General features: G+C 60.3%; 9 protein-coding genes and 1 pseudogene. 5 read left to right on the forward strand and 5 right to left on the reverse strand.

The window, feature by feature from the left end:
• Window positions 1-463, reverse strand: a pseudogene (locus VGU61_RS22065) (D-2-hydroxyacid dehydrogenase family protein); the annotation flags it as partial.
• Between the two features lie 287 nt (window positions 464-750).
• Between VGU61_RS22065 and VGU61_RS22070 the strand changes: the two are divergent.
• From VGU61_RS22070 to VGU61_RS22090, 5 genes are all read left to right on the forward strand, one after another.
• Window positions 751-2,607: a phosphoenolpyruvate carboxykinase (GTP) gene (locus VGU61_RS22070; RefSeq protein WP_326861470.1), complete on the forward strand. Its 1,857-nt coding sequence runs from the start codon at window positions 751-753 to the stop codon at window positions 2,605-2,607.
• Between the two features lie 237 nt (window positions 2,608-2,844).
• Window positions 2,845-3,039, forward strand: coding sequence for a hypothetical protein (locus VGU61_RS22075; RefSeq protein ID WP_326861471.1), 195 nt, complete (start codon window positions 2,845-2,847; stop codon window positions 3,037-3,039).
• A complete protein-coding gene (locus VGU61_RS22080) occupies window positions 3,036-3,836 on the forward strand; it encodes an SPFH domain-containing protein (RefSeq protein ID WP_326861472.1) in 801 nt (266 codons plus the stop codon). Before VGU61_RS22075 ends, VGU61_RS22080 begins: the two co-directional genes overlap by 4 nt.
• Window positions 3,837-3,935: 99 nt before the next feature.
• Entirely contained in the window at window positions 3,936-4,886 is a 951-nt protein-coding gene (locus VGU61_RS22085; protein ID WP_326861473.1) for a DUF808 domain-containing protein, read from the forward strand.
• Window positions 4,887-4,964: 78 nt separating this feature from the next.
• Window positions 4,965-7,454 (forward strand): DUF2339 domain-containing protein, encoded by a 2,490-nt coding sequence (locus VGU61_RS22090; protein ID WP_326861474.1) that lies wholly within the window; start codon window positions 4,965-4,967, stop codon window positions 7,452-7,454.
• A gap of 37 nt (window positions 7,455-7,491) precedes the next feature.
• Here VGU61_RS22090 and VGU61_RS22095 read toward each other — a convergent pair whose 3' ends face one another.
• From VGU61_RS22095 to VGU61_RS22110, 4 genes are all read right to left on the reverse strand, one after another.
• The gene (locus tag VGU61_RS22095; protein ID WP_326861475.1) at window positions 7,492-9,480 is read right to left on the reverse strand and encodes a TRAP transporter large permease; all 1,989 of its coding nucleotides are present in this window, start codon (window positions 9,478-9,480) and stop codon (window positions 7,492-7,494) included.
• Window positions 9,477-10,103, reverse strand: coding sequence for a TRAP transporter small permease subunit (locus tag VGU61_RS22100; protein WP_326861476.1), 627 nt, complete (start codon window positions 10,101-10,103; stop codon window positions 9,477-9,479). Before VGU61_RS22100 ends, VGU61_RS22095 begins: the two co-directional genes overlap by 4 nt.
• 124 nt (window positions 10,104-10,227) lie before the next feature.
• Complete coding sequence (locus VGU61_RS22105) at window positions 10,228-11,406, reverse strand: TRAP transporter substrate-binding protein (RefSeq protein ID WP_326861477.1); 1,179 nt, start codon at window positions 11,404-11,406, stop codon at window positions 10,228-10,230.
• A 205-nt stretch (window positions 11,407-11,611) separates the two neighbouring features.
• Window positions 11,612-12,165, reverse strand: a 554-nt coding sequence (locus VGU61_RS22110) for an alpha/beta hydrolase (protein ID WP_326861478.1), incomplete at its 5' end; no start/stop codon positions are given.

Genomic DNA, 12,165 nt, shown 5'->3' on the forward strand with positions numbered 1-12,165 from the left:
TGCCGAGCGTCCTGCCTTTCAATACCCTGCCGAGCTGATTATGTTGCGGCGTGATGGATGAGGTCTGCCAGAGGCCTTCACGCAATAGTTCGCTGTACGGAAGAATGCGGCGCGAGGCTGCCATGATGAGCGTCCAGGTGAGTTCTGCCGGCGCTGTCGGATCACCTGTCCCTTCAGCGATGGCGATGCCAAGTGATGTTGCAGCATCGACATCGATATGGCCGCTGACCTTGCCTGTCTGCGATATCAATTTCAGATTTGGCAACTTCTGCAACAGCATGCGAGGGAATGCGGTCCGCTCGCGTATCAAAACAAGAGCGTCGAAATTCGCCAGGCGGATTGCCAATTGTCCAACTCCGCGCGCCGTATTGGTGAATACTTTGACATCATGTTGCGCAAGCAATGCAAAGCATTCCAGTTGACGTACGCGGTCTTGATAGTCGTCAAGAATGGCGATCTTCATAAGCGTATTGTTTCCTAAGTAATTTTGCTTAGAAAATTAGTCACAAAAAGTGCAAAAGTGTAAAATCATATGTTTCGTAGCTTGTTAGCCGCCAGCCTCCGCGCCACCCCTGCGGAGTCCAAAGCTGGCCACTGGAGTGCCGCTCTAGCGAGCTCCATTATCCGACAGACCGCCGTTCCGCTGCGGATCGACTTAGCAGATCGATCCGAACCAGCCCTGGAAACCCCAAACGACGATCCTGCCGTGCCGCTACACCCGGTTTTTTATTAGGCATTGGAGGTTTTATCGTGAATCAACCAGTCATGGGTGGTGTTTCCACCATCACCGCCCCATCGTACGTCAAGCAGCAAAAACTCATCAATTGGGTAGCGGAAATCGCCGCCCTCACCAAGCCCGACAATATCTACTGGTGCGACGGATCGAAGCAGGAATACGACCGTCTGTGCGCCGAAATGGTAGCCGCCGGCACAATGAAGAAGCTGAACGAGGCAAAACGCCCGAACAGCTACCTCGCCATTTCCGATCCGAGCGACGTCGCCCGTGTCGAAGACCGCACTTTCATCTGTTCCGCCAAGGAAGAAGACGCAGGCCCGACCAACAACTGGATGGCGCCCGCTGAAATGCGCACCACGCTCAACGGCCTGTTCGACGGCTGCATGCGCGGCCGCACGATGTACGTCGTACCGTTCTCGATGGGTCCGCTCGGTTCGCCGATCGCCCACATCGGCATCGAACTGTCCGACTCTCCGTACGTCGCCGTCAATATGCGCATCATGACGCGCATGGGCAAGGCAGTATACGAAGTGCTCGGCGAGGACGGTGAATTCGTGCCCTGCGTTCACACCGTCGGCGCGCCGCTGCGTCCGGGCCAGAAGGATGTGGCCTGGCCATGCAACAAGACCAAGTACATCGTCCACTATCCCGAAACACGCGAGATCTGGTCCTACGGCTCAGGGTACGGCGGCAATGCGCTGCTGGGCAAGAAGTGCTTCGCACTGCGCATCGCGTCCACCATGGGTCGTGACCAGGGCTGGCTGGCAGAGCACATGCTGATCCTCGGCGTCGAATCGCCGGAAGGGAAAAAGTATTACGTCGCGGCCGCTTTCCCGTCCGCCTGCGGCAAGACCAATTTCGCAATGCTGATCCCGCCGAAGTCGTTCGAAGGCTGGAAAGTCACCACCATCGGCGACGACATTGCATGGATCAAGCCGGGCGCCGATGGCCGCCTGTACGCGATCAATCCGGAAGCCGGCTACTTCGGCGTGGCGCCGGGCACCAACAGCAGCTCCAACGCGAACTGCATGGCGTCGCTGCAGGCCAACACCATCTTCACCAACGTCGCATTGACCGACGACGGCGACGTATGGTGGGAAGGCATGACGAAGGAACCGCCGGCGCATCTGATCGACTGGCAGGGCAAGGACTGGACACCGGAAATCGCCAAGCAGACCGGCGCCAAGGCTGCCCACCCCAATGCTCGCTTCACCGTTGCCGCAACCCAGAATCCGGTGATCGATCCGGCCTGGGACAATCCGGCCGGCGTGCCGATTTCGGCATTCATCTTCGGCGGCCGCCGCTCGACCACCGTGCCGCTGGTGACCGAAGCCCGCAACTGGGTGGAAGGCGTCTACATGGCAGCGACCATGGGTTCCGAAACTACCGCTGCGGCTGCAGGACAGCAAGGCGTGGTACGCCGCGATCCGTTCGCGATGCTGCCGTTCATGGGTTACAACATGAGCGACTACTTCCAGCATTGGCTCAATATGGGCAAGAAGATCGCCGCCTCGCCTGCGGAACTGCCGAAGATCTACTGCGTGAACTGGTTCCGCACCGACGAGAACGGCAAGTTCGTCTGGCCGGGATTCGGCGACAACATGCGTGTCCTGAAATGGATGCTCGACCGGATCGAAGGCAAGGCCGGCGGCGTCGAGCACATCTTCGGCGTGACGCCACGGTATGAAGATCTGAAGTGGGACGGCATCGATTTCTCGCAGGAGCAGTTCGATCGCATTACCTCGATCGACAAGGCGGCATGGGAAGCGGAACTGCAGCTCCACGCCGAGCTGTTCGAGAAGCTGAAGTATCACTTGCCAAAGGCACTGGAAGAAACGAAGGCAGAGTTGGAGAAGCGGTTGGCAGCATGATGGTGCGGTAAACCTTCTCCCATGGATATGGGGGATGGAGGAGACACATAAAATCGAAGCGCGGCAGGGCAACCTGACCGCGCTTTTTATTTGCTCGCCTCGCACGGATTCCGGTTATCCCGTCAATGCCTGGCTTACAGGGTCCTGCAACAGATTTGTCGCTCGCGCTTGCCATTTTGCAATCTTGCAAGGCACACTACGCCCTGTCGACCGCCCGGCGACGCTCGAGAGGAAACCGTGACCACATTCATGCTGCTTTTCACCCTGCTGTTCGTCAGCGTGCTGCTCTGGCGGACCGTCTTCATTCGACAAAAAGAGCGGCAGGCGATCCGTTTCGGTTTGAAGGAATTGGTGATTGCCGCCGGGATTGCCGGTGTCGTCGCCGCTGCCCTTTTCTACCTGATGTTCAACAACACGCTAAGGATCGTATGAAGCTTCTTCTTGCTGCCGTCGCCGTCGCGGCGCTTTCCGCCTGTACACGCATCGACACTGGCAATGTCGGTGTCGAACAAACCGTGGGACAGGTGAAACTGGAGGAGCTCACACCTGGGCTGTACTTCACCTTGTTCAAGAAAGTGCATGAAATGACGGCCAAGGAGATGTCGATGGCGCTGAACGACATGAAACCGAAGACGAAGGACCATCTGACCATGGCCGACTTCGACGTGGATGTGTACTACCGCATCAACCCAGGCAAGATCGCCGACCTGTTCGTGAAGTACAACGGCGACGTGGTCGAAGACCGCAACGGCGACGGGATTGCCGCGCACGGCCGCGTATTCCGCTCGGCGCGGGAGGCGGCATACAAGGCGGCCAGCGAATACAACGCGCTCGACATGAACCGCAGCCGTACCGACCTTGCCAATCGCGTGCAGCAATACATGCAGGCGGAGCTGAACCGCGTTGATCCCGAAACCTTCAGCGTGACGGACGTCAATATCCGCTCATTGGTGACCGATCCGGCCCTGGAAGCTTCGATCAAGGCCAATGTCGAGACACAAAACAAGATCGATCAGAAACAAAAGGAGATCGAGCTTGCCAAACAGGAGGCAGAGCGCAAGCGGGTGGAAGCCGAAGGCGAAGCCCGGGCCAACAAGATCATTGCCGAGTCGCTCGACAGCCGCTTGATCGAACTCAAGCGCATTGAGGCACAGCAAGCATTCGCCAAGTCCGGCACCCATACGATCGTGATGCAGGGCGGCGCGACGCCATTGATACAAGTGAAGTAAATCAAGCACCCGCGGCGATCGTTGGGCCATGCATCGTGGTCCAACGATCGCCGCATTCTCTTCAATCCGTTTTACGTCTTTTGCTTAAGGAAAACCGATATGGCCGGAGCCAGCCTGCTGACACTGCTTGATGACATTGCCACCATTCTCGATGATGTGTCCGTGATGACGAAAGTCGCGGCAAAGAAGACTGCGGGTGTGCTCGGCGATGACCTTGCGCTGAATGCCCAGCAGGTCTCCGGCGTGCGCGCCGAGAGGGAGCTGCCGGTGGTGTGGGCGGTGGCCAAGGGATCGATCAAGAACAAGCTGATCCTGGTGCCGGCGGCGCTGGCGATCAGTGCCTTCGCTCCCTGGGCGGTAACGCCGTTGCTGATGCTGGGCGGCGCCTTTCTCTGCTACGAAGGTTTCGAAAAGCTGGCACACAAGTTCTTGCACAGCAAGGAAGAGGATGAGGCCCACCATGCGGCGGAGATCAAGGCGCTCAATCAGCCAACGGAAGATCTGCTGACGCTTGAAAAAGACAAGATCAAGGGTGCCGTCCGCACCGACTTCATCCTGTCGGCGGAGATCATCGTCATCTCGCTCGGCACGGTGGCGACGGCAACCTTCGGCCAGCAGGTCGCGGTGCTGACGGGAATCAGCCTCATCATGACGGTCGGTGTTTATGGTCTGGTGGCAGGTATCGTCAAACTGGACGATGGCGGACTGTACCTGACCATGAAGAAGGGTGCTGGCGGCTTGCAGTCGCTGCAGCGCCGGATCGGCAGGGGCATCCTGGTGGCGGCGCCTTACCTGATGAAGAGCCTGTCGATACTCGGCACGGCGGCAATGTTCATGGTCGGCGGCGGCATCCTGACACATGGCATCTCTGTTGCCCATGAGTTCATCGAACACGTCGCGCAGGACACCGGAGCCATACCCGGCGTCGGCAGCGTGATCGGCGCACTGGTGCCGACACTGCTGAATGCGCTTGCGGGCATCGCCGCCGGCGCGATCATTCTCGCCATCGTCACATTGGCCAAGCGCGGCATGCGCACGGCAAGGAACTAGGACCGGTCTTTCCCGCGGGCGCACCGGCGCCTGCGGTAGACTTGCGGGCGCCACTCTCTTTCCCTTCCCGGAGACGCCATGCTGACAGTCGTCCTTATCATATCGGGCATCATTGGATTCGCATCCCTCACAGGCAAAATAAAGCGCCTTGAGTCGCGCATCGCAATGCTGGAGAAGCAGGCGGCGACCTCCCATGCTGCACCCGTTGCGGAAAATATTCCCCCCAAGCCGGATGTCGCTGCCGAACCGCCGCCGGTACCGGTCGCCGATCCGGTAGTCCTGCCCTCGCCCGCCGTTGTGGCATCGGCGGCATCGGCGGCACCGATCGCATCAATCACTCCGGGATTATCACCGGCAGCATCCGCAGCAAGCGCTTCAATACCGCCCCAGGAACCCGGCCCCTTGTCCCGCGTGGCGGAATCCGTATTCGGACTGATAAGGAAAAACCCGTTCGCAAGTGCCGGTGTGCTGATGCTGCTGATCGGGTTCGGCTTCCTGTTTTCCCTGCTCGCCGCCAACAATATCCTCCCGCCGATTGTCCGGGTAGCGCTGGTCGCCCTGCTCGGACTGGCGATGTTCGGCATCGGCCTGCGGCAGGGAAACACACGACCGGTACTCGGCCTGAATCTGCAGGGCGGCGCATTGGCGCTCGAATATCTGTGCGCGCTGTGGGCTTACCAGGGATACGGCTTGATTTCCGCATCAGTGGCCTTCGTCTGGCTGGGCGGATTGTCGACCCTCGCCCTGGCATGGAGCATGCGTTCCGAGCGCAGCCTGTTTGCCTTCATCGGTCTTGCCGGGGCGTTGCTGACACCGGTAATCGCCGGCACCGACGACGGTACGTTCTCGTCGCTGACGCTGTACGCCGCCTGGGTCGGCCTGCAAGGCATCGCCGTCGGCCTGCGCCTGCGCGCACCTTCACTCGCCAGTGCCGCACTTGCCGGCAGTTCTCTGCTGCTGGGCGTGGCGCTCGATATCGACCCGGGCTCAACGACGTTGTCGGCGGCTGCATTGGCCGGCATGACGGCCGCCTATGGTGCTGCGGCGTGCCGCTGGGCGCGTGACGCCGCAGGATGGGCTGCATCGCAGCGGGCGGCGACCGTGTCGGTGCTGATCGGTGCGCCGCTGGTGATGACGGGCTTCCTGAACATCAAGGCTGATGTGTCCGCCGGCTGGTGCGCGATGCTGCTGGGCGCAATGGCAGCCGCTTATTTGATCGAAATGCGCTGGACAAACGCCGCGTGGAAAGGCTGGCTGCTGGCCATCGGAGCCGGGCTGGCATTGGTCGCCATTGGGATCGGACTGGAAGGCGCCAGCCGTGCGATCGCGCTGGCGGCGGCGGCGATGGGACTGATCCTTCTGGCCCAGGCGACGAAAAAACCCTGGGCGAACCTCGGTGCGCTGTTGTATTGGTTCCTGTCGGTGGCCGCGGGGTGGTTGGGCTGGAAGTCCGGCGACATGGGCACGACGCCCCTGTTCGTTTCGGGTGCCGTCGCACTGGGGGCCGGGTTCGTGGCACAACGCATGACATGGGGATTGGTCTATCCACTGGCAGCGCCCCTCGTCTTCGGGGTGGCGTTGCTGCAAGAGCATATCGACGAGCCGGACCTGCTCCTGCTCTGGTTCCTCGGATGGGCATTGGCGGCGCAAGCGATCGGTTACCGGTTGAAGTGGAGCGGGCTCCGCCTCGGGGCCATGTGGCTGCTGCCCGCCGGCCTGCCGCTGTACTTTTCCACGCCGGACGACTTGTCCGCCGCCGGATGGGCGGCAAGGGAGCTGCTGCTTGGCACCTGGCTGGCCTGCAGCGTCCTGGTCGCGTGGCTGACCGGCCGGGACACACATGCACCGGTGCGCCTGCGACCCGGCTTGCTGCGCATGACCGCAATCGCGGTGCCGGTGCTGTGCCAGGTCGAACTGGCGCGCGGATTTTCCCTCATGGGCTTTTCGGATCATGCGCTGATCGCGGCCAGCATGCTGCTCTGGTCGGCATGGAGCGCGCTCGCCGAGGCCGCCAGCAGGCACTTTGACGGACAGTCAGCGCTCGCTTCGGTCGTGGCGGCACTCCTGATCTTCGTCGGCGTGGCAGTCACGCCGCTGTCCCTGATTACCGAGATATCGCAGTGGTGCGCTTTGGGATTGCTGGCCTGGACGATCCGCCGGCAGGCAGGCAAACAGTTGCCGATGCACGTCGTATGGGCGCTTGCCGGCGCCGCCCTGGCGGGTTCACTGCTGCGCGCAATCGGGGCCGGCTACGGGTTGACGAATGACGGGGCGCTGGAACTGGCGCTGACCAAGGCCATGCAGCCCTGGGTATCGCTGCTATGGGCGGCGGCGGGCGTCGCGGTCGTGGTGGTCGCATCGAGGCGCCGGTTGCGGCCGATGTGGGTCGGCGGCGGCATCGCGCTGGCTTTATTGGTGGGGAAAATGCTGCTGGTGGACCTTGCCGCGTTCACGCTGGTGGCCAAGGTGGGTGTGTTCCTGGCGGTGGGCCTGCTATTTATCGGGCTTGGCTATTTTTGTCCGCTGCCGCCGGAAAGGGAATCGAACCGGGTCCCCGAATCCGCTTGACCGCGGGTGTCTGCGGTCAAGCGGAAAGGGATGTTGCTTACTTGTACAGGACTTCCGGCAGCCACAAACCGATGGCCGGGAAGGTGTACAGCAGGACCAGTGCCAATACCTGGATCGCCATGAACGGCAGCATGCCGGCGAAGATCTGGTTCAGCGTGACATGCGGAGGTGATACGCCCTTCAGGTAGAACGCCGACATCGCCACCGGCGGCGACAGGAAGGCGGTCTGCAGATTGAGCGCCACCAGCAGGCCGAAGAACAGCGGATCGACGTTGAAATGCGCCAGCAGCGGAATGAAGATCGGCATGAAGATGACGATAATCTCGGTCCATTCCAGCGGCCAGCCCAGCAGGAAGATGATGATCTGCGACAGGATCATGAACTGCAGCGTCGTCAGGTTCATCGACAGCACCCAGTTATTGATGATTTCCTGTCCTCCGAGCAGCGCGAACGCCGCCGAGAAGATGCTCGACCCGACGAATAGCCAGCACACCATCGCGCTTGTCTTGGCGGTCAGGAACACCGACTCCTTCAGCATCGACAAATTGAGCCGGCGGTAGGCCGCCGCGAGGATCAGGCCGCCGAACGATCCCATCGCTGCCGCCTCGGTCGGCGTGGCCAAACCGAAAACAATGGCCCCGAGCACCGCCAGGATCAGGAATGCGAGCGGGAAGAATGACCCGAGCAGCATCTTGAAGATCTCGAGGCGGGCAAAGCTGAGCATGACATAGAACAATGCCAGTGCGGCGAGGCCGACGGCAAAGGTGATCCAGAAGCTCTTGGGTAGACCTCTGCTTTCACTATCTCCGGCCTTGGCAGTCGCATCGGCCGTCGAGCCGGCGGCGGGAGCGGCTGCATCGGCGGGTGCTTTGCTTGTTTCGGCTCCCGGTGGCTCCGCCAGACTGCCGCCCCCTTGCATTGACGGCTCTGCCAGCCCTCCGGCACCTTCAGTCGGCGGTTCAGCCAGACCGCCGCCACCTGCCGACGGCGGCTCCGCCAGGCCGCCCTGGTCGGACGACAAAGTGCCGCTGTCAAAGCCCATCCCCATCTCGGTGAGTGTGGGCTCTTCCGGCGCAGCCCTGGTCGTCGCTTGATAGACCAGACCCATGAGAAGTACGAATGCCAGTGCCGGCAGAAGTACGATGAAGAGCTGAGACAGCAGCGTCTTCATCGGGACATCGGCGTTGCGCTTGCCCTTGATGGCACCGACCAGCGCGGTCAGCGCATTGCTGTTACCGGTTTTGGCAAGCGCGTGGGTGTAGCGCGGCAGCGGCACCATCCGGTCTTCCGCTGCCAGGGGCGGCGCCCAGGACGGCTTGATCTTGGCAATGATGATCACGTAAGCGACATACAGAAGCGCCAGCATGATGCCGGGGAAGAAAGCACCGGCATACAACTTGACCACCGATACGCCAGCGGTAGCGCCGTACACGATCAGGAGCACCGATGGCGGAATCAGGATACCAAGGCAGCCACCGGCGGTAATCGACCCGGCGGCCAGCTTGACGTTGTAGCCGGCCTTGATCATGGCGGGCATCGCAAGCAGGCCCATGAGCGTCACGACAGCGCCAACAATGCCGGTCGCCGTGGCGAAGATCGCGCAGGTCACGATGGTTGCCACGGCAAGCGAACCCGGCAGCCTTGCCATTGCCAGATGCAGGCTCCTGAACAGCTTGTCGATCAGGTTGGCACGCTCGACCAGGTAACCCATGAACACGAACAACGGCACCGAAATCAGCACGTCGTTCGCCATCACCGCGTATGCACGCTGCACCATCAGGTCCAGCGTCTGGCCGACGGCAAGATCGGGATTGACGCTGCGGTACGCGAACCAGGTAAACAGCACGCCCATGCCCATCAGCGTGAACGCCGTGGGAAAACCGAGCATGATCGCGATGACGATCAGGCCCAGCATCAGCAAGCCGAGATGCCCGTTGGTCATCTCCGATGGCGACGGCATCAGGACAAACAGGCCGATCACGACCATCGCCATGATCGACAAGCCAAACCATACTTCCTTCCTCATTTCTGTCCCCTGTTGTTGGCCACGATGTATTCATCGGACCGGGCAATATCCTGATCCGTCACATTGACCATCTGCTTGAGCTTGTCGACATCGACTTCTTCCACGTCCTCCTCGCGTTTCGGCCATGCGCCGTTGCGCAGGCAGATCACGCAGCGCACGATCTCAACCAGCCCCTGCGCCAGCAGGAAAATGCCGGCGATCGGGATGACCGTCTTGAACGGATAGAGCGGCGGGCCATTGGCGGTGATGTTCGATGTTTCATTGATTGCCCACGACTCCTGCGCATAGGTGTAGCCTGCCCATACAAGCGCCACCACGCCGGGGATGAAAAACAGGAAGTACAACGCGAGGTCGAGCCCGGCCTGCAGGCGCGGCGGGAAAAAGCCGTACAGCACGTCGCCGCGGACGTGACCGTTCTTGGCCAGCGTGTAAGCGCCCGCCATCATGAACACCGTACCGTACATCATGATCATGAGATCGAATGCCCATTGATTCGGCGCATTCAGTACATAACGGGAAAATACTTCCCAAGTAATCTGCAGGGTAAGGGCCAGGATGAGCCAGGCGAACGCATGGCCGATCCAGGTACTCACCCTGTCTACGAAAAACAATAGCTTGTTCATGCTTGAAAATCCTTGAGTGCCGAAGGAAGGGAGGCCTTGCCGCTAACCATGGCAACGGAGCGCGCCAAAAAAAACACCATCCGATTGGTCCGGATGGTGTTTTCCTGGTTCATACATGAAGCCGTTAGGCTTTCTTTCCGCCAGGTTTCTTCTGGAAGTAATGGTTGTAGGCCATGCGGCGGTTGTTGTTGGTATCCATGTCCCATTTCATCGCGCGCTCGGCAAAGGCGCGTTGCGATGCCTCGACTTCCTTGAACAGCGGATTGTCGGCACCCTTCTTGGCCACCACTTCATCCCAGATGGTCAGTTGCTGCTGGAGCAGCGAGTCAGGTGTCTTGTAAAACTTGACGTTGTTCTTGGTTTGCAGCTCGATGTAATCCTTCGAATAACGATCGATTGCCTTCCAGGACATGTCTGCCGACGATGCTTCGACTGCGTTGGCGATGATCGCCTTCATCTTCGGCGGCAATCCGTCGTACTTGGTCTTGTTGAAGCTGATCTCGAACTGCTCGGAAGCCTGGTGGAAGCTCTGCAGCATGCAGACCTTGGAAACATCCGGGAAACCAAGGATTCGATCTGAGGACGCGTTATTGAATTCGGCGCCGTCCAGCAGACCACGGTCCATCGCCGGCACGATCTCGCCGCCAGGCAGTGCGTTCACGGCAGCGCCCATGGCGGTGAACAGGTCGATCGCCAGGCCATTGGTACGGAACTTCAAGCCCTTGAAATCTTCCGGCTTGGTGATCGGCTTCTTGAACCAGCCGAGCGGTTGCACAGGCATCGGGCCGGTGAGGAAGGACACCACGTTGGCGCCGATCGATGTGTAGAGCTTCTCCAGCAATTCCTTGCCGCCGCCGTATTTGTGCCATGCGAGCACCATGTTGGCGTCCATGCCGAACACCGGGCCGGACGTCCACAGCGCAATCGCGCTCTGCTTACCGTAGTTGTAACCCATCACGCCGTGTCCGCCGTCAAGCGTGCCCTTCGATACCGCGTCGAGCAGGCCGAATGCCGGCACCACTGCGCCGGCCGGCAGCACTTCGATCTTCAGTTCGCCGCCGGTCATGTCGTTGACCTTCTTCGCGAAGTCGAGCGCGTATTCATGGAAGATGTCCTTGCTCGGCCATGTACTCTGGAAGCGCAGCTGCGTCGCCGTTTGCGCGGTCGCGACCATCGGGAACGCAACGGCGGTGGCGGTGCCGGCTGCCGCCTTGCCCAGGAAGCCGCGCCGGGAGGCTGTCGACTTGCTGTTCGGGGTTGCCTTGGCGGCTGCTTTGTCGGATGTCTTGGCGCTTCTCTTCATGATGTGTCTCCTTGTAGGTTTCGGTACGGCAAATTGTTATCCGTCAATAATCGTTTGCTTTTGACAAATCGCAATCGGAACAACTGCACTAGCATGCTCTTGCTATTTGCATAGTCAAGCCGCAGTGCAGCATTTGGTTTCCTGACAGGTGAAAATTTTTCACCTTCCGAGGAATCATGCGGCCTGCAGTACGTACTCCAAGCCGTTAAAGTGCGGCAAGATGGGCTGCACATTGTGCAACCGCGTCATTGGCCTGGCCTATCACGCGGCCCATGGTGATAAACCCGTGAATCTGCCCTGGATAGTCCAGATATTCGACACGATTGCCGGCTCTCTGCAGCAATTCGGCATAGGCACGACCTTCATCGCAGAGGGGATCGTAACCGGCGGTAATGACCAGCGCCGGCGGGAGATTACCGTGGCTGGCAGCCAAGGCCGGCGAGATGCGCCAGTCGAGCCGGTCGGTGTCCGGCCCGACATAGCAGTCGGTGAAGTAATCGATGACGTCACGGGTCAGCAAATAATTTTCACCAAGTCTTTTGTGCGACTCCGTCTGGAAACGGAAGTCGGTAACCGGATAGATCAGCAGCTGGTACGCCAGCGACGGCCCTTTGCGATCGCGCGACATCAATGCCATGACCGCCGCGAGGTTGCCGCCGGCACTGTCGCCGCCGACCGCGATTTTTGTGGTGTCGACCATTAATGTTTTTGCATGTTCGGCGATCCAGCACAACGCCGCATAACTGTCATTGACCGCAG

Source organism: Noviherbaspirillum sp. (assembly GCF_035944575.1).
Lineage (GTDB): Bacteria > Pseudomonadota > Gammaproteobacteria > Burkholderiales > Burkholderiaceae_D > Noviherbaspirillum.

Bases quoted from the DNA above. Each gene is read 5' to 3' on its own strand.
- VGU61_RS22080 (WP_326861472.1), top strand. From the start codon at position 3,036: ATGAAGCTTCTTCTTGCTGCCGTCGCCGTCGCGGCGCTTTCCGCCTGT.
- VGU61_RS22085 (WP_326861473.1), top strand. From the start codon at position 3,936: ATGGCCGGAGCCAGCCTGCTGACACTGCTTGATGACATTGCCACCATT.
- VGU61_RS22090 (WP_326861474.1), top strand. From the start codon at position 4,965: ATGCTGACAGTCGTCCTTATCATATCGGGCATCATTGGATTCGCATCC.
- VGU61_RS22095 (WP_326861475.1), bottom strand. From the start codon at position 9,480: ATGAGGAAGGAAGTATGGTTTGGCTTGTCGATCATGGCGATGGTCGTG.
- VGU61_RS22100 (WP_326861476.1), bottom strand. From the start codon at position 10,103: ATGAACAAGCTATTGTTTTTCGTAGACAGGGTGAGTACCTGGATCGGC.
- VGU61_RS22105 (WP_326861477.1), bottom strand. From the start codon at position 11,406: ATGAAGAGAAGCGCCAAGACATCCGACAAAGCAGCCGCCAAGGCAACC.